At 71.0% G+C, this 17,116-nt stretch carries 20 protein-coding genes and 1 pseudogene; 14 read left to right on the top strand and 7 right to left on the bottom strand.

Annotated features, from left to right (window positions below; translation table 11 throughout):
* Positions 1-32: 32 nt before the first annotated feature.
* From ACQPZW_RS18425 to ACQPZW_RS18410, 4 genes are all read left to right on the top strand, one after another.
* Positions 33-1,064: a Rieske 2Fe-2S domain-containing protein gene (locus ACQPZW_RS18425; protein ID WP_433796125.1), complete on the top strand. Its 1,032-nt coding sequence runs from the start codon at positions 33-35 to the stop codon at positions 1,062-1,064.
* Positions 1,061-1,267 carry a hypothetical protein gene (locus ACQPZW_RS18420; RefSeq protein WP_433796124.1) on the top strand — a complete coding sequence of 69 codons (207 nt, stop codon included), beginning with the start codon at positions 1,061-1,063 and terminating at the stop codon, positions 1,265-1,267. Before ACQPZW_RS18425 ends, ACQPZW_RS18420 begins: the two co-directional genes overlap by 4 nt.
* The gene (locus ACQPZW_RS18415; RefSeq protein WP_433796123.1) at positions 1,264-2,178 is read left to right on the top strand and encodes a PDR/VanB family oxidoreductase; all 915 of its coding nucleotides are present in this window, start codon (positions 1,264-1,266) and stop codon (positions 2,176-2,178) included. Before ACQPZW_RS18420 ends, ACQPZW_RS18415 begins: the two co-directional genes overlap by 4 nt.
* 147 nt (positions 2,179-2,325) lie before the next feature.
* Entirely contained in the window at positions 2,326-3,135 is an 810-nt protein-coding gene (locus ACQPZW_RS18410) for a class I SAM-dependent methyltransferase (protein WP_433796122.1), read from the top strand.
* A 67-nt stretch (positions 3,136-3,202) separates the two neighbouring features.
* Here ACQPZW_RS18410 and ACQPZW_RS18405 read toward each other — a convergent pair whose 3' ends face one another.
* On the bottom strand, positions 3,203-4,042 hold the full coding sequence (locus ACQPZW_RS18405; RefSeq protein WP_433796121.1) for an NmrA family NAD(P)-binding protein: 840 nt from the start codon (positions 4,040-4,042) through the stop codon (positions 3,203-3,205).
* An 85-nt stretch (positions 4,043-4,127) separates the two neighbouring features.
* Between ACQPZW_RS18405 and ACQPZW_RS18400 the strand changes: the two genes are divergently transcribed.
* The gene (locus tag ACQPZW_RS18400) at positions 4,128-4,847 is read left to right on the top strand and encodes a TetR/AcrR family transcriptional regulator (protein ID WP_433796120.1); all 720 of its coding nucleotides are present in this window, start codon (positions 4,128-4,130) and stop codon (positions 4,845-4,847) included.
* Positions 4,848-4,991: 144 nt separating this feature from the next.
* Here ACQPZW_RS18400 and ACQPZW_RS18395 read toward each other — a convergent pair whose 3' ends face one another.
* On the bottom strand, positions 4,992-6,110 hold the full coding sequence (locus ACQPZW_RS18395; RefSeq protein WP_433796119.1) for an NAD(P)/FAD-dependent oxidoreductase: 1,119 nt from the start codon (positions 6,108-6,110) through the stop codon (positions 4,992-4,994).
* A 75-nt stretch (positions 6,111-6,185) separates the two neighbouring features.
* Complete coding sequence (gene sigJ / locus ACQPZW_RS18390; RefSeq protein ID WP_433796118.1) at positions 6,186-7,109, bottom strand: RNA polymerase sigma factor SigJ; 924 nt, start codon at positions 7,107-7,109, stop codon at positions 6,186-6,188.
* A 124-nt stretch (positions 7,110-7,233) separates the two neighbouring features.
* On the opposite strand from sigJ, the gene ACQPZW_RS18385 reads away from it, so the two are divergent.
* Positions 7,234-7,965, top strand: coding sequence for a hypothetical protein (locus ACQPZW_RS18385; protein ID WP_433796117.1), 732 nt, complete (start codon positions 7,234-7,236; stop codon positions 7,963-7,965).
* On the opposite strand, the gene ACQPZW_RS18380 is transcribed toward ACQPZW_RS18385, so the two are convergent.
* Positions 7,944-8,903, bottom strand: coding sequence for a hypothetical protein (locus ACQPZW_RS18380; protein WP_433796116.1), 960 nt, complete (start codon positions 8,901-8,903; stop codon positions 7,944-7,946). The two genes, ACQPZW_RS18385 and ACQPZW_RS18380, sit on opposite strands and share 22 nt — an antisense overlap.
* A gap of 102 nt (positions 8,904-9,005) precedes the next feature.
* Between ACQPZW_RS18380 and ACQPZW_RS18375 the strand changes: the two genes are divergently transcribed.
* The 8 genes and pseudogenes from ACQPZW_RS18375 (at position 9,006) to ACQPZW_RS18340 (ending at position 15,080) form a co-directional block, all read left to right on the top strand.
* Positions 9,006-9,860, top strand: a complete 855-nt coding sequence (locus ACQPZW_RS18375) for a helix-turn-helix domain-containing protein (RefSeq protein WP_433796115.1) — start codon at positions 9,006-9,008, stop codon at positions 9,858-9,860.
* 241 nt (positions 9,861-10,101) lie between these two features.
* On the top strand, positions 10,102-11,190 hold the full coding sequence (locus tag ACQPZW_RS18370) for an ATP-binding protein (protein WP_433796114.1): 1,089 nt from the start codon (positions 10,102-10,104) through the stop codon (positions 11,188-11,190).
* Positions 11,187-11,651, top strand: a complete 465-nt coding sequence (locus ACQPZW_RS18365; protein WP_433796113.1) for a roadblock/LC7 domain-containing protein — start codon at positions 11,187-11,189, stop codon at positions 11,649-11,651. Before ACQPZW_RS18370 ends, ACQPZW_RS18365 begins: the two co-directional genes overlap by 4 nt.
* Before the next feature lie 10 nt (positions 11,652-11,661).
* Complete coding sequence (locus tag ACQPZW_RS18360; RefSeq protein ID WP_109593244.1) at positions 11,662-12,012, top strand: DUF742 domain-containing protein; 351 nt, start codon at positions 11,662-11,664, stop codon at positions 12,010-12,012.
* 19 nt (positions 12,013-12,031) lie between these two features.
* Positions 12,032-12,616, top strand: coding sequence for a GTP-binding protein (locus ACQPZW_RS18355; RefSeq protein ID WP_433796112.1), 585 nt, complete (start codon positions 12,032-12,034; stop codon positions 12,614-12,616).
* Positions 12,617-12,644: 28 nt separating this feature from the next.
* Positions 12,645-13,897, top strand: a pseudogene (locus ACQPZW_RS18350) (styrene monooxygenase/indole monooxygenase family protein).
* Between the two features lie 109 nt (positions 13,898-14,006).
* A complete protein-coding gene (locus tag ACQPZW_RS18345) occupies positions 14,007-14,582 on the top strand; it encodes a hypothetical protein (RefSeq protein ID WP_433796111.1) in 576 nt (191 codons plus the stop codon).
* A 12-nt stretch (positions 14,583-14,594) separates the two neighbouring features.
* Positions 14,595-15,080 (top strand): hypothetical protein, encoded by a 486-nt coding sequence (locus ACQPZW_RS18340; RefSeq protein ID WP_433796110.1) that lies wholly within the window; start codon positions 14,595-14,597, stop codon positions 15,078-15,080.
* An 18-nt stretch (positions 15,081-15,098) separates the two neighbouring features.
* On the opposite strand, the gene ACQPZW_RS18335 is transcribed toward ACQPZW_RS18340, so the two are convergent.
* The 3 genes from ACQPZW_RS18335 to ACQPZW_RS18325 are packed head-to-tail and all read right to left on the bottom strand — an operon-like array spanning position 15,099 to position 17,016.
* The gene (locus ACQPZW_RS18335) at positions 15,099-16,223 is read right to left on the bottom strand and encodes a hypothetical protein (protein ID WP_433796109.1); all 1,125 of its coding nucleotides are present in this window, start codon (positions 16,221-16,223) and stop codon (positions 15,099-15,101) included.
* Positions 16,224-16,850: a hypothetical protein gene (locus tag ACQPZW_RS18330; RefSeq protein WP_433796108.1), complete on the bottom strand. Its 627-nt coding sequence runs from the start codon at positions 16,848-16,850 to the stop codon at positions 16,224-16,226.
* A gap of 22 nt (positions 16,851-16,872) precedes the next feature.
* Positions 16,873-17,016, bottom strand: coding sequence for a hypothetical protein (locus ACQPZW_RS18325; RefSeq protein WP_433796107.1), 144 nt, complete (start codon positions 17,014-17,016; stop codon positions 16,873-16,875).
* Positions 17,017-17,116: the final 100 nt, after the last annotated feature.

The following is a 17,116-nucleotide window of genomic DNA, read 5'->3' as shown; positions in this document are numbered from 1 at the left end:
CCCGCTGCGACCCAGGTCACAAACTGGCGGGCATGACGACGGCATTCGTTCGGAACCAGTGGTACGTGGCGGCCTACACCCGCGAAATCAACAGGGAGCTGTTCACCCGTACCGTATGTGGTGAATCGATCTTGTTCTGGCGCACCGGCGACGGCGCCGTGACCGCGATGTCGGACCGGTGCGTGCATCGCCGTTTCCCGCTGGCCGAGAAGCCCAGCCACCTGGTGGGCGACACCGTCGTCTGCGGGTATCACGGTTTCACCTACGGCGCCGACGGCGTATGCGTGGCCGTCCCCGGCCAGACTCGGGTCCCGCGCACCGCCCGGCTGCGCGCTTACCCCGTCGTCGAACAGGACTCCTTCGTCTGGGTCTTCATCGGCGACCCCGAGCGCGCCGCGACCACCCGCATCCCCCGGGCGCCGTGGCTGGACCTGCCCGGCTGGACCGCCGTCTCCGGCATGGAACCGCTGGCCGCCCGGGCGAGCCTGCTCGTCGACAACCTGCTTGACCTGTCACACGAGACCTACCTGCACGGCGGCTACATCGGCACGCCGGAGGTCGCCGAGACGCCGATCGAGACCACGGTCGACGAGGAGGCCGGCATCGTCTACGTGTCACGGCGGATGGCCGACGCCGCCTGCCCGCCGTTCTACGCCAACTCGACCGGCATCACCGGGCGCATCACCCGCTGGCAGGACATCGAGTTCACCCCACCCTGCCTCTACCTGCTGCACAGCCGGATCGCGCCGGCCGGCGTCCTGCCGAACGACGACGGCACCGACCCGGACGCCTTCCACGTCGAGGTCGTCTACGCGATCACGCCGGAGACCGAGAGCACCACCCACGACTTCTGGGCGGTGGCCCGCGACTTCGCCCTCGACGACCAGGACGTCAGCGACTACCTCGCCGCCAGCAACCGGACCGTCGTGCTGCAGGACGTGGCCGCGCTCGACGTCCTGGAACGGGTCATCTCCGGCGAACCCGACGGCTACCAGGAGCTCTCCATCAACATCGACACCGGCGGCCTGGCCGCGCGCCGCCTGATCGACCGGATGCGCGGATGAGCCCGGCGACGCTGCGGATCACCTGGCTGCCCGGCGACGACCGCCTGCGCGGCCGATGCCACTGCGGCGCGCAGGCCGAGGCCGACGAGCCGGTCGCCATGTGGGAGTGGCTGCTCGCCCACCCCGAACACCCGGCCGGCGGTCCGGTCACCCCCGATCCCCCGGCCTCACGGCCTCCGGCGCACCTGGTGAGATCGACATGAGGGTACGGATCAACGAGCTCACCGAGGTCGCAAGAGGCGTCGTCGCGCTGGAGTTGCGAAGCGCGGACGGCCCGTGCCTACCCGCCTGGACACCCGGCGCCCACGTCGACGTCCTGCTCGCCCCCGGCCTGACCCGGCAGTACTCGCTGTGCGGAGACCCGGCCGACCGGTCGGCGTGGCGGATCGCCGTGCGCCGCGAGGAGTCCGGACGAGGCGGCTCCCGGCACGTCCACGACGGCCTGTCCGCCCAGGACGTGATCGAGGTGAGCGAGCCCCGCAACCACTTCCCGCTCGAACCCGCTCCCGGCTACCTGTTCCTGGCCGGCGGCATCGGCATCACCCCGATCCTGCCGATGCTGGCCGCCGCCGAGGCACCGTGGGAGCTGCACTACGCGGGCCGCGACGCCGCCTCCATGCCGTTCCGCGACCGGCTCGAGGCCGACGGCCGGGTGACGCTGTATCCGGAGGACGAACGCGGCCGCATCGACCTGGACGCCCTGCTCAGCCGCTCCGCCCCTGGCACGCACGTCTACTGCTGCGGCCCGGAGGGCATGCTGCGTGCCGTCGAGGAGTGCTGCGCCCGATGGCCGGGCCGTCCCCTGCACGTCGAGCGCTTCACCCCCGCCGCCGCGGCCGGACCGCAAGCCCCCTTCGAGGTGGAGCTGGCCGCCAGCGGCCGAACCCTGACCGTCCCCGCCGACCGCTCGATTCTGGAGGTCGTCGAGGCGGCCGGCGTCGCCATCCTGTCCTCCTGCCGGGAGGGCACGTGCGGCACCTGCGAGACGACGGTCCTGTCCGGAGTCGTCGACCACCGCGACGCCCTGCTGACCCCCGACGAGCGAGCCGCCAACGACACCATCTTCCTCTGCGTCTCCCGAGCCGCCGGCCCTCGCCTCGTCCTCGACCTGTGACGCCGACACCCCGCCTCTCGGACCGCCCGCGACCACTCCCCCTCGACCGGTGACGCCGACAGCCCGACTCTCGGACCGCCCGCGACCACTCCCCCTCGACCGGTGGCGCTACGTTGTCGATCAAGGTCGGCGACGAGGGGATCACGGGTGACGGCGTTCGACGAATACGAGCGGGAGCAGTGGGCGGGACGGGCCGCGGCGTACCAGGGCAGCTTCGCCTCTCTCTGCGCCCATCCCGCCGGCGCCCTGCTGGACGCGGCGCGGGCCGGAACCGGTGACCGGCTCCTCGACGTCGGCACCGGCATCGGCACCGTCGCCGCCCTGGCCTGCGCCCGTGGCGCGCGGGTCACCGCCGTCGACGCCGAGCCCAGCATGGTGCAGGCGGCCCGCCACCGGGTGCCCGCGGCGGAGGTGCACGAGGCGATCCTGCCCGGGCTGCCGTTCGCCGACGGAGCCTTCGACGCGGTGGTGGCCAACTTCGTGATCAACCACGTCGGTGACCCGGTGGCCGCGGTCCGCGAGCTGCGGCGGGTGACCCGGCCCGGCGGACGGGTCGCGATCACCATCTGGCCGTACCCTCAGCCGCCCGCCCAGCAGCTCTGGACCACGATCTTCGACGCCGCCGGCGTGCAACGGCTCACCGACCTGCCCCGCGTCGCCCCGGACAAGGACTTCCCCCGCACCGCCGACGGTCTGACCGGCCTCCTTCACCGGGCCGGCCTGCTCGACGCCGTCTGCGAGACCGTCACCTGGACCCACCGCGTCGATCCGGAGACCTGGTGGAGCGGCCCGGCCGCCGGCATCGGCTCCGCCGGCGCACTCCTACGACGACAGGCCCCCGCCACCGTCGACCGCATCCGCACCGAGTACGACCGGCACACCGCCGCCTTCCGTGACGCCGACGGCCTGCTCGCACTACCCACCGCCGCCCTGCTCGCCGCCGCCACCGTCGGCTGACTTCCGCAACGCCGCCGCCCTGCCCGCCGCCGTCACCGTCGGCTGAGGCAGTCAGCGCGCCCGACGGCTACAGCGCTTCCCGGGCGGTACGCGGGCGACGGCCGAGCAGGTTGCCTAGTAGCGGGTCGACGCCGGCGAAGAAGCCCTGCCGCGCGGCCTGATAGAAGCCGAGCAGGAATCGGGTCATGTGCTCGGGCTGCCCGGCGGCCGACTGTGCGGCGATCCAGTCCACCTCGTCCATCGGCTGGTACCGGATGGTGCGCCCGGCCGACTCGGAGGCGACGGCGGCGAGCTCGGCGAAGGTCGGCGCCGCGTCCGCGGTGAGGGTGACCGGGCCGTCGTGGGCGCCCGGCGACGTCAGGATCAGGGCGGCGGCCTCGGCGGCGTCCTCGCGGGCCGTCCACGACACCGGGCCGTCGCCGGGCACGGCGATCACGCCGGTCTCGCGCCACGGGCCGGCGAGCCACTGGAGGCTGTGCGCGTAGAACCCGTTGCGCAGGGAGGTCCAGGCGACTCCGGAGGCGGCCAACAGCTGCTCGGTCGCGAAGTGGGTCCGCCCGGGGGCGAACGGGTTGTCGGCGGAGGCGGCCTGATGGCTGGTGTAGAGGATCCGCTTCACGCCGGCGGCGACCGCGGCGTCGACGGCGGTGCGGTGCAGTCCGACCGCGTCCGCGCCGGGATCGTTGGAGGACACGAGCAGCAGCTGATCCGCCCCGGCGAAGGCGGCCGAGAGGGATTCGGCGTCGGCGTAGTCGGCACGACGAACCTCGATGCCGTGCTGCGCGAACCGGTCGGCCCTGGCGGTGTCACGCACGGCCACCGCGATCTCCGAGGCGGGCAGACGCTCCAGCAGATGGTCGACGGTCGCGCCGTTGAGGGCTCCGGTCGCTCCAGTCACGATAATCATTGATACGCCTTTCACGCTATCAGTGGAAACATCTCGACCGTAGCGCGCGTGACCAGCGATAGCAAGTTAGTGTTATCTTTGATTCATGACTGAGGTCGTCAAGAGCCGGACGGACAACCGGACCGCGATCGTCGAGGCCGCCGCGGCGCTGTTGCGCGAGGGTGGCCCCGGCGCCGTGACGACCCGCGGTGTCGCCGAGCGGGCCGGCGTGCAGGCCCCGGCGATCTACCGCCTGTTCGGCGACAAGGACGGCCTGCTCGAAGCAGTGGCCGAGCACGTGATGGCCACCTTCGTCGCGGGCAAGGTCGCCGGCATGGCGGCGGCCACGGCGGCCCACGTCGACCCGCTCGACGACCTACGGGAGAGCTGGCGACGCCAGATCGACTTCGGCCTCGCCAACCCGGCCGTGTTCCGCCTGCTCAGCGATCCCGACCGGGTGCTGGACTCGGCGGCCGCCCGCATCGGGCGGGAAGTCCTGCAGACACGTGTCCACCGGCTGGCGGCCGCGGGGCGGCTGCGGGTCCCCGAGCCTCATGCGGTCGACGTGATCCAGGCCGCCGGCGTCGGCACCGTCCAGCTGCTGCTCGCGACACCACCGGAGCGCCGGGACCAGGCACTGGGCGACTCGATGCTGGAGGCCGTTCTGGGCCGCATCCTGAGCGACGCCCCACCCACGGCCCCGGCCGGCCCCCGAGCGACGGCCGTGGCCCTGCGTGCTGTCGCGCCGCAACTGACGGCCCTCAGCGACCCCGAGCGCCGCCTGCTGATCGAGTGGCTCGACCGCATCACCGAGACACCGGCGTAGGCGCCCTGGGACGCCGCCGTCCCCGACCCGGCTGTGCGGCGGCAGACCCTGGCTTCGAGAGGTGTCTGGCCTGATCCGTCCGGCTCTCACTGTCGTCTCGGGCGCCCGGGACCCGGCGGTGAGAACCGGACGATGCGATCGCCGCTACTCCGCGACCCTCAGCGCGGCGGCCAGATCGTTCGCCGGGGTGACGTGGCGGCGGCGGGTGGGGAGCAGCAGCGGCGGGTGGGCGATGTTCCAGGCTGCGCCCGCGCAGATCATCTCCTTGATGCGGGCGGCCGCGCGGCCGGTGATCGCCGTCGGTTTGGCCTGGTCGTCGGCGGTGACGAGCTGGATGATCCCGTCCCGGCGGCCGAGGCTGACGCACTGCGCCACATAGCGGATGTGGTTCTTCGGGAGCGGGCCTCCGGTGAGACGGGCGGCGATCGCGTCGGCGGCCTGCCACGCCATCGGGGTGCCGGAGGCGCACGACATCCGCAGCGGCCGGCCGCCGGGGCCGGTGGCGAGCGCGGCGTCACCCACCGCGTAGATGTGCGGGTGAGACACCGAGCGCATGGTCTCGTCGACGACGATCCGGCCGTCGGCGACGGTGACACCGCTGGCCGCGGCGATCGGGTGAGCGCTGAACCCGGTCGCCCACACGGTGAGATCCGCGTGTCGGGAAGAACCGTCGGTGTGCTCGAGGACGGTGATGCCGAGGCGGTCGGCCACCCCGTGCAGGTGGGTGCGGGCGCGCTCGCCGAGCCAGTCGCCGAAACCTCCCCGGACGGCGATCCGCACATCCAGGCCGGGGCGGGACTCGGCGATCTCGGTGACCGCCTCGATGCCGGTGAGTCCGCCGCCGACGATCAGGACCGATGCGCCGTCCGGCAGCGCGTGCAGGCGGTCCCGGACGGCCAGCGCACCCTGTTCGCCGGCGATGTTGAGGCCGTCGGTGGCGGCGGTGCTGCCCAGCGCGTACACCAGGGTGTCGAAGTTGATCTGAGGGCCGTCCTCGCAGGTGACGGTGTTGTGGTCGGCGTCGACGGCGACGACGCGGGCCTGTCGCAGGGTGACGCCGGTGCCGGCCAGGACGTCGCGCAGCGGGCGGCGGGCGACCTGCTGGCCGGTGGCGAGTTGGTGCATGCGGATCCGCTGGACGAAGTGCGCTTCGGCGTTGACCAGGGTGATCTCGGTGTCGGTGGGGTGCAGGCGGCGGGCGAGGCGGCCGGCGGCGTGGATGCCGGCGTATCCGGCGCCGAGGACGACGATGCGGTGCTTCATGGCGGGCTCCTGTCCGGTGGGGCTGCGATCACACCCTGAACCGGACAGGCTCACGATCCCTGACAGTGAGCTGGGTCACCGCGATTGGGCGGTGGCCCACTCACGGGTGATCCGGTGGAGCTTCGACGGGCTGCCCTGGATGTTCAGGGCGGCGATGCCGTCGGCGGTCACCTCGATGCAGATGACGCCGACGACCTGGTCACCGGCGACCGCCACGAGCGCCGGGCCGCCGTTGACGACCGCGGCATGCAGGGAGAGGTCGCTCGACGGGAGGAACCGGTCGATGGCGCCCGGCCGGAGGATGCCGCGCAGCAGCCGGGCGAGCTGGAGCCCGCCGACGATCGGGGTGGTGCGGGCCGGGACCTCGCCGCCGCCGTCGGCGACGCCGACCGCGTCACCGGTCAGCATCCGCACCAGCGGCTCCACCTCACCGCTGAGGGCCGCCGCGAGGAACTGCTCGGCGATCCGGCGGGCGGAGGCGACATCCGTTTCGGTACGGGCACGCCCGTCGGCCATGTGCTGCCGGGCCCGCCGGTGGATCTGCTGACAGTTCGGCTCGGTCAGGTCGAGGAAGCCGGCGATCTCGGCGTGCGGATAGCCGAACGCCTCCCGCAGCACGTAGACGGCCCGTTCGTTCGGGGTGAGCCGCTCCATCAGGGTGAGCACGGCGATCGACACCGAGTCGCGCTGCTCGGCGGTCTCGGCCGGGCCGAGCATCCGGTCGCCGTCGAGCAGCGGCTCGGGCAGCCACTGCCCGACATAGGCCTCCCGGCGGGCCCGCGCCGAGGTGAGCTGGTTGAGGCAAAGGTTGGTCAGCACCCGGGTCAGCCACGCCTCGGGGATCTCGACGAGCTCACGGTCGGCGGCCTGCCAGCGCAGGAACGTGTCCTGCACGGCGTCCTCGGCGTCACCGGCCGAGCCCAGCATCCGGTAGGCGATCGCTTCGAGGCGAGGGCGGGCCTGCTCGAACACCTCGACGTCCCGGCTGCTGACCACCATGCCTGCCAATGTAGCGAGGACTCCGGGCGCTCGCGGTCAGGACCCGCGGTCGCGGTCGTGGACGGGACGACAGGCCTTGTCGATGTACGGCAGACTCGAATGCCACCGTCGCGAAAGGATCCGCGTGCCCGTCAAGAGCGGCCCGGCCATGGCCCACCTGGCCGCGGTCTACCTGATCAGCCTCCTGACGCTGCCCGTCGGCGTCGGCCTGTTCGTGATCCTGGAGTCCTTCGGGACCACCACGGCGGGGTTCGGTCTGCTCGCGCTGCTCGCCGCGTCGACCGGCCTGTTCTCCGTGGTGGGAGCAGCGACCGGGTTTCCCCCGGCCACGAGACGGCAGCGCTGGCGGTGGGCCGCGTCGGTGACACTCGGGGGAACCGCGGGCGTGATCGTCGCGGTGTGGATCGCCCGCGATCTCGGTGTGTCGTACGGCGCCATGGTCCCCTGGGCGCCGACCGCCGGGGTGCCGTACCTCCTGGTCGCCGCGCTCTTCACCGGCCTCCGGATCCGCCTCGTCGCGATCGTCGCTCTCCTCGCGCTCGCGGCCGGCGGCGCCTATGGCGGCTACGCGGTGCGGCAGACGCACCGCAAAGCAGCTCTCGGAGGACCGGGACCGGGTCATGAGCCAGGTGCGCGAGCAGATCCGCGACCGGAAGAGATCAGCTGCGAACCGCGTGGCGAGTTCCTGTACTACCGGCGCGGGCCGGGCGCACACGAGTACGTCCGCACGGTCGGCGCCACTGTGGTGAAGGCCGCGGCGAGCACGGAGGTCGACGAGAAGCTCCTCGAGACCGCCGTGCTCGCCGCCCGGCCGATGACCATGGACGAGTTGGTCTACGAGATCTTCGAGCGCTGAGCGACTACCACGTTCGGGTCCTTCCGGGTGACGTAGGCGGCACTCGACACGTACACCTTGCCGTCGCGGACCAGGACCGACGTCGGGTTGGACAGGCCGTCGCTCGCGGTGAGCACCGTCCTGCCGGCGCCGCCGTCGACCAGCACCACCCGGTTCTCGGTGACCAGACCGGCCAGGATCTGCTCGCCCCGCCCAGTGAAGTCGAAGTCGTCGATCCCGGTCAGCCCGGTGGCGACGGTCGTGAACGTGCCGGCCCCAGGACCGGTCAGCGGCGTGCGCAGGATGGTGCCCTTGTCGAGGTTGGACACGTACAACCGACCGTTTTTGATCTTTGCTCCGTTGACCCCGAAGAACCCGGTGGAGGCCAGTTCCGCGCTGTCGCTGAAGACGCTGACCCGCCCCTTGGCCGTGACCGCGTAGACGGCGCCGAGCGCCGAGTCGGTGACGTAGAGCGTGCCGGTCCGCAGGTCGCGGGCCAGGCCGTTGGGCAGCCCGCCGGCGGGCAGGTCGGCGAGCTTGCGGGGCGCGCCGCCCTCGGTGAAGGTCCAGACGCCGGTCTCGCGAGCCGAGCCGGTGGCGTACAGGACGTAGAAGGTCCGGTCGACCCGGGCCAGGCCGGTGACCAGCGGGAAGCCGAGCAGCGGCGTGACCGCGGCCGGGTCGGCCGGCGCGGGCAGGGTGGCCAGGACGCGGGTGCTGCCGTCGGCGCCGATGCGGGCCACCTGGCGCGCCCCGGCGAAGGTGACGTCGATGCCGCCGTGGCGGCCGGCCACGATGTTCTCCGGCATCTGGCCGGCGGCCAGGTCGAGGTGGACCAGGACGGACGAGGCCCGGATCGGATGGGTGGCCGCGCCCGCGGCGCCGGTCAGGCCGGGCAGGAGCGCGGCGGCGGCGAGTGCCGCGGCGGCGGCGAGGCCGAGGGCCTTGTGGTGAGTCATGCCGATGATCCTGGGAAACCGGCGGCCGGCTATCCAGGCCCGCTCGTGGCTACCCCTGACAGGTGCAGGCATGCCGGGGCGGGCCGACCCATACTTCACGACATGGACGTACGGTCGACGCTCGGCGAGTTCCTGCAGGCCAAGAGGGCGCAGTTGACCCCCGAGGCGGTCGGCCTGCCGCACTACGGCGACCGGCGCCGTGTCCCGGGCCTGCGCCGGGAGGAGCTGGCCATGCTCGCCGGGGTCAGCGCCGGCTACTACACCAGGCTGGAGCAGGGGCAGTCGTTGAACGCCTCCCCCGAGGTCCTGGACGCGATCGCCCGGGCCATGCGGCTGACCACTGCCGAGCGGGAGCACCTGCACGTGCTGTCGGCGGGCGCCGGCCATCGGGCCCGGGTCACGCCGTCGCCGGCCGAGCACGCGTCCGACGACCTGCGCGCGCTGCTGGCGGCGATGACGACGGTGCCGGCGCTCGTGCTGGGCCGGCGCAACGACGTCCTGGCCTGGAACCGCGCCGGGCACGCGCTGCTGGCCGGGCACGTCGACGTCGCCGCGCCGGACGATCCGGAGAACCGGCCGAGCATGCCGCGGATGGTGTTCCTCGACGCGCCCACCCGCGCGCTCTACCGGGACTGGGCCGCGAAGGCCCGGGCCGTGGTGGGCAATCTGCGGATCATGACGGCTCGCAACCCGGGCGACGTGGGTCTGACGGCTCTGATCGGCGAGCTGGCGATCGAGAGTCCCGAGTTCGCCACCATGTGGGCCGAGCACGTCGTCGAACCGTGCGGGCGTGACGTCTACGAGCTGGATCACCCGGTCGCGGGCCGTCTGGAGGTGATCCAGCAGACGCTGCGCGTGCCGCAGGAGCCGGATCAGTCGCTCGTGACGTTCACCGCCGAGCCGGGTTCCGGTTCGTCGATGACCCTGGCAACGTACGCACAGTCCGTCACCGGCTAGCAGCGCAGCGCCATGCTCGGCGAGCGGGCGACTGGACACTCGTCAAGATCACGCAAGTCGCTAGGCTCTCCCCCGCGGTGGAGCGTTCCACTGTGGATTCGTTCAGGACCCCGCAGCCCTGGAGAAGGTCACGGAATCGAGCCGATAGCCAGTCGGGCAATCCGGCAGGTACGGTACAGACTTCGTACTCGGTGATCTTCCTCCGTTCCGATACGACACAAGGCTGATTGGGGAGCAATCGATGCCTGCGGCAGGCCGCTGGACGAACTGGTGGCGCAGGCGGCAGCAGGAGCAAGCCGAACCCGTCGAGGTCGTGGCCCCGCCGGAGCCCAGCCCGGACCCGGAACCGGCACCCGAGACACCCGACCCATGGCGGCCGGTCGCCGGCGAGTTCGCCCTCCGGCTGCTCACCCTCACGTGGGAGGCGGTTCACCACATCGGGGAGGCCGAGTTCCGCGAGCAGGACGCCGAGCGCCGCAAGGTCCTGTTCCGCATCGACCACTCGGTCACCCGGGTCCGCCGCCTCGCCGAGAACCTGCGCGTCCTCACCGGCGAGCCACTCGACGACCCGGACCAGCAGGTCACGTCCCTTCAGGACATCACCCACGCGGCCGGCGCCGCCGTGGAGAACTACGAGCGCCTGCACTTCGGCCCGATCGCCGATCTCGCGGTCGCCGCCGTCGCCGCCGACGACGTCATCCGCATCCTGACCGAGCTGATCGACAACGCCGACCGCTATTCCGCGCCGACCGAGCCGGTCTCCATCTCCGCGCACCTGACCGGCGACGGCGACGTGGTGATCAGGGTCGAGGACAACGGGATCGGCCTCAACCCGGCACACGTCCCGTGGATCGAGCGGCTGCTGGACAGCCCGGACGGGCCGGCCGCCGGCGAGCTCAAGCCGGCCCACCTGGGACTGTCCGTGGCGGCCGTTCTCACCCACCGGCACCGGTCGCTGCGCGTACGCCTGGTCCCCCGCCGGCCGCGCGGCACCGTCGCCATGCTGCTGATCGGCGCCGACCTGCTCTGTGAGACGCCGCGCCCGGCGGAGCCGGAGCCGATGGCGGCCCTCGACGCCGTGCCCGAGCAGCGCCGCCGGGCCATCGCCGGCGACGAGGTGACCATGGTGCTCCCGGTGCAGAAGGCGATGCCGCGCCGGGTGCCGGCCAGCGTGCGCGGCATCGAACCGCCGCCGCCCCCGGTCACCACCCGAGTCCACCAGACCGCCTGGCACGACGACGCCGCCGACTTCAACGCCGGTGTCGACGCCGCCCGCGCCAAGGCCCCGCACAGCACCGAGCGCCCCCAGAAAGTCGAAGGACCCCGATGACCGACTACCGCTCCCCCGTCGACGGCGACCAGCCGGACGTCACCTGGCTGATCGACCAGCTCGTCCGCGAGGTGCCGACGATCACCGCTGTCGTGCTGGTCTCCGCCGACGGCCTGCAACTCGCCTCCTCCGGACACCTGAGCCGCGACCATGCCGAGAGCGTCGCCGCCCTGGCCGCCGGGTTCCTCGGCATCACCGGCCAGCTCGGCGGCCTGCTCCAGCTCGGCGCCCCGGAGAACCTCAGCATCCGCTACCCGCACGGCCACCTGGCGTTCCTGCGCATCGACGACCCGTCCGGCGATTTCGTCGCGGCGCTGCTGGTCGCGGCACAACCACAGACCCAGATCGGCCACCTGGGGTACGCGATGACCACGTTCAGCCAGTCCGTCGGTCACGCCCTGACCCCGGAGACCCGCCACGCGCTGCACCAGAACACACTGCCCGCACCGGCACGCCGCTAGGAGGCCCGGCATGGTTCGAAGGCCGGGGCTGCACTGGAAGGTGCGCCCGTACATGACCGCCCGCGGGCGGACCGGCAGCCGCAGCCCGCTGCTGATCCACACCTTGGTCTCCACCGGCAACCGCTACGACCCGGTGCTCGCCGCCAGCCTGGCCCCCACCTCGCGGACACTCTACGAGCAGGCCCGCCGGATGTGCTCGGTGGCCGAGTTGTCGGCCAACTGCGGACTGCCACTCGGCCTGACCCGCCTGCTGATCAGCGATCTGCTCAAGATCGGTCAGCTGGAGGTTCACGACCCCCGCTCCTCACAAGATCTAGCGCTTCTGGAGAGACTCCGTGCCGGCCTCGCCCGACTCACCTGACGGCATGCGGATGAGCCAGATGACCCCGGCTTCGCCCGACGGCATGCGGATGAGCCAGATGACCTCGGCCAAGATCGTCGTCGCGGGCGGTTTCGGGGTGGGCAAGACCACCGCGGTCGGCGCCATCTCGGAGATCCCGGCGATCCGCACCGAGTCCTGGATGACCGCGGCCGCCGCCCAGATCGACCGCCTCGATCCCGGCATCGACAAGGTGACCACCACGGTCGCCATGGACTTCGGCCGGGTCACCATCGACGAGGCCCTGGTGCTCTACCTGTTCGGCACGCCCGGTCAGCCCCGTTTCTGGCCGATGTGGGACGACCTGGTCCGGGGCGCGGTCGGCGCGCTGGTCCTGGTCGACACCAACAACCTGGCGAACTCGTTCGCCGCGGTGAATTACTTCGAGAACGACGCGGACGTACCGTGGGTTGTCTGCGTCAATCTGTTCCACGGAGTAGCCACCCACGAACTGTCCGAGGTGCGGGACGCGCTCGCTCTGCCCGCACATGTGCCGTTGATCGCCGCCGACATCCGCGACGCCCGCAAGGTAGCCCGGGCGCTGCTCGCGGTCGTCGACCACGCGGCGAAACAGGCCATCGGATAGAACGAGCAGCTCAACAGGAGGCAGTGTCTTGCGCAACATTCTCATCGTGGGGCCGGTCAGGCCGGCCTCCAGCTCGCCCTCAGCCTGCGTGCCGAGGGCTACGAGGTCACCCTGATGTCGGCGCGTACCCCCGACGAGATCCGCAGCGGCTGGGTCATGTCGACCCAGGCGATGTTCGACATGGCGCTGGGGACCGAACGCGCCTACGGCCTCAACCACTGGGAGGACGAGACCCCGCCGATCCACGGCCTGCGTGTCGCCCTGTCCGCACCGCCCGGCGAGCTGGCCCTGTCGATCACCGCGCCGTTGGAGAAGCCGGCCCAGTCCACCGACCAGCGGGTCAAGATGGCCCGCTGGCTGGAGGACGCCCAGGAGCGTGGCGTCGACGTCATCTACAACGCGGTCACCACCCAGGACCTCGACGCGATCACCCAGCTGGGCCGCTACGACCTGACCGTGGTCGCGGCCGGCAAGGGCGACCTGGTGGCGATGTTCGACCGCGATCCGGGCCGGTCGCCCTACACCGAACCGCAGCGGGGACTCGCCGTCGCCTACGTCCACGGCCTCGAACCCGACCCGCAGTGGCCGGTCCCGCACGTCGGCTTCCACGCCGTCCCCGGCCTGGGCGAGCTGTTCGTCATCCCCGGCCTCACCCACAGCGGCCCGTGCGACATCCTGTTCTGGGAGGCCGTCCCCGGCGGACCACTGGACCGGTGGGCCGGCAACAGCGGCCGGATGGAGCCCGGCCGGCACCTGGCCCTCACGCTCGGCCTGATCCGCGAAAACCTCCCCTGGGTCCACGAGCGCGCCGCGAACGTGCAGCTCACCGACGCCAAGGCCACCCTGCACGGTCGGTACACCCCGACCGTACGCCGGCCGGTCGCCCACCTGCCCGGCGGCGGCAAGGTCCTCGGTCTCGCCGACGTGGTGATCGCCAACGACCCGATCACCGGGCAGGGCAGCAACACCGCTGCCAAGGCCGCCGACCACTACCTGAAGGCCATCCTGGCCCGCGGCGACCAGCCGTTCGACGAGCAGTGGATGACCGACACGTTCGAGGGCTTCTGGACGGCGCACGGCCAGGCCGTCACCGGCTGGACCAACGCGATGCTGCAGCCGCTGCCGCCGCACGTGCAGCAACTGCTCGGCGCCGCCTCCCAGAACGAGCGGATCGCCCGCCGCTTCGCGGCCGGATTCGTCGACCCCAACGATTTCCTCAACTGGTTCGTGGACCCGGAGAAGGCCGCCGCCTACCTCGCCGAAGTCGGTGGCACTGCCTGAGACCCCTTTTCCGGTACGCCGTGCGCGCGCCGTGGGAGGCCTACCGGCGGTAGGTCTCCCACGGCGCGCCATCGAACCCGGCTGATGTCATGGTGTCTACGCTGTCGGTGTGCTTGCGCAGGAGTCACCGACCATCACCGATTGGCTTCAGGGCATCGGAACCATCCTCGCCGCTCCCATCGCGGCGATCGCCGTGCTCTTGACCGTGCGGACGCTGCGCTCAGAGATCCGACTCCGGCGTGATGCGGAGGCCACCGCCGCGCGGTTGGTCCTCCCGGACGTGACCACGATATCGATGTCGCGCGGTCGGCCCACAGCGATCACGTGGACGGTGAACAACCACGGCACGGCACCGATCTTCGACGTCCGGGCCCGGATCCGTGCCGGTGAGAGGCATGTCGACAGTGACCTCGCCCTGTCGGTCGTCACCCAGCACGCCGAGCAGGAGATCGTCCTGCCGGAGCAGGGTGGGATGCCCGGACACCTGAACCTCGACGGTCTCTCCATCGAGGTCACCTTCACCGACGCCGCCGGTCTGGTCTGGCAGCGCCGCGACCGGCGGATCCCGGAGCGCATCGTTCAAGTGCACGATGGTCGCGAGTCGGCGTGGTGGCTGCTTCTCGTCGCGGCCGGCTGCGGTGCGGTCGCCATCGTTTTGTCACTCGTGGCTCTGCTGGCCGGCTGAGGAGGATCGGGAATGAGATTCGACACGATTGTCGAGGTCCTCAGGAGGGACGACGTACCGATATACCGGCGCACGTTTCGTCCGGAGGCTGAGGAACGGGCAAAGGCCCGGCATTTCATCAGCTTTCTGGAAGGCCGCCGGGTGCTGTACCAGAATCCAGACCGCGATATCACCGGCGACGTGGTCAAGTCGATTCTTGAGATACGCACCTATCTGACCGAGGTCATCGGCGACCAGATCACACCGGATGCCCTCGCCGGCCCGGCTCGCTGCATCAGGAAGGCATGCCTGGGTCTGCTCGATGCGGCGCCCACCGACGCCTACCGGCAGGGTCTCCTAGCCGTCGACGGGACACAGCGGCTCGATCCTAGGACAGCCTTCGCAGTTCGCCGGCTACGGCTGGAGGCGGCGGAGAGCATGGCTCTTGTCGCTGCCGCTTTCGGATTGGACATCGAAGACCAGTTCGACGAGCTCATCGTGGAGGCCTGCGCACGCTAAGCGCCGACGCCCGCCGACTCACCGTCCCCCTCGGGGATGGTCATCGTCCCATCGCGTCGCACGGGGGTCGTCATCGTCCCCTCGCGTCGCACGGGGATGGTCATCGTCCCCTCGCGTCGCACGGGGGTCGTCATCGTCCCCTCGCGTCGCACGGGGATGGTCATCGTCCCCTGGCGTCGCACGGGGGTCGTCAAGGCGACGAGGTAAGTCTTCCTTCGGACTGATACGGCGCCTCGGCTTGGACTCATCACTCGACCTGGGCCAGCGGTCGTCTGTTCGAGCTGCCCGATCGTGCTCCCCCGCGCGGACCTCGCCATCCATGACCCGGGATAGAGTCACAGGGACGCGGGCCAGGCCGGACACCCTCTGGGTCACCGAATCCACGCTCTCCGTGAACCGAAGTCCCCAGCGACGCCTGCCCGCCATGGTGATCGCGGCGAGATCGGAGTCGCTCACGTCCACCGGCGCTGCGCCGGCTGTCCAGAGGTGCTCATTGGCCTTGGCCGACACGACCGACTCCGCGTATCGGCCCGACATGGACGCCACGTGGCCGACCACGGGCGCATAGTCATCGCCGTTCCGGAGGAGCCGCAGACCGATGTCCCAATAGGTGTGCAAAGGACTGCCGAGCGATCCGACCGGCATGACGCCCTGCCGATGCGCGGACCCCTCGGCGACCTCCTCCAACTGACCGGCTGCGGACGGGGTGAACCGTCTCCGCATCTGCGCCAGCGCGAGAAAGAGGTATGCCTGCTGCTGGGGGTGGCGAAGAGGAGGTGGGACATCATCGGAAGGGCTGTTCGTCAACGCCATGACCAAGACCTCGCGTTGCTGTGCGAGCTCGTCGTCGTCCAGAGGCCGTCGTCCGAATGCTGTCAGGAGAAAAGTGCCGAACCCGTGGCCCAGGTCATGCCAGATGACCCCGGACTCAGTCAGCAGGTCGAGGGCGTGCGACGGGTCGACCAGCATGGCCCATTGCCCGGCACTCCGCAGTGCGGACGCGGCTTCCATCCTGTGGCGGCCCGAGTCGGCGGCGACGTCCGCCCAGCCGAGGGCCAAGGACGCGTAGGACTCATAGAAGTCCACCAACCGCGCGACCTGTTCCTCCTCGAGAGACAGCTCCGCCAGCGGGTCGACGGCCACTCAGATCACCTCCCGAACGTTGCTCAGAGTCGTCGGGTCGAGAAAAAGGGGATTGTCGTGCGTCCATTCGATGGAGAACACCTTCGCCGGACGATTCCACACCCACTTCTCGCATCGCCGTATCTGACTGACCGGGATCGCGATCTTGGCGGTCACCTCACCGTCGGTCTGATAAGCGGAGTATCGCCGATAGGCGTTGAGATCACGCACCTCCTCGGCGACTCCCTCGATACCGACCGCGGGCCGTGACCCCACCAGCACCCAGCAGTGGTAGAGGTATCCGACCGATGACGCCCCGAACCGTGTGGCGTACATGAGCGCGGTCTCCAAGGCAGTGTGCACGTAGTTGGTGCGCGCCACGGTGTCCCGCTGGATCGTTCCGCATGCGATCGAGATGAACGGTGTCACCTGGGAGACCTTCTCACCCGAGGACGGCTCGATCGCGTCGAAGTGGTTGACATGCAGATCCAGATTCGCAGCGGTCAGCACCTCGGAGACCTCCGCAGGAGTGATGGTTCCCTTATGCAGCCACCACTTCGACTGGATGCCCTCACGAGCATCGATGATCGCCTTCGCCCTGCCATCGTCGGGGAGCGACAGACCCTTGATACCCCATTGGACGATCATTTCGCACAGCCGCCGGATCCGGTCATGACTCGACGGTAGAAAGCCGCTCCCCGGGTGTCCACACGCCGAACCACTGGTCGGCGCCGAACCTGTGGAACCTTTCGACCTCGGTGAAGCCCAGCTTCGCGGCAAGGCGCATCGACGCGACGTTGGCGGACCGGGTCACCAGGACCACCGGCTCGCCCGGATGCGTGGTGGCGAACCAGGACAGGGCCGCCTCGCAGGCCTCGGGGTCTCCGGGGACTTCGGGCCGCCCAGGTAGGAGT

It is taken from the genome of Actinoplanes sp. CA-252034 (assembly GCF_050956125.1).
Classification (GTDB): domain Bacteria; phylum Actinomycetota; class Actinomycetes; order Mycobacteriales; family Micromonosporaceae; genus Actinoplanes.
Note: the sequence above shows the minus strand (reverse complement) of the source record. Positions and strands in the feature narration are given on the sequence as shown.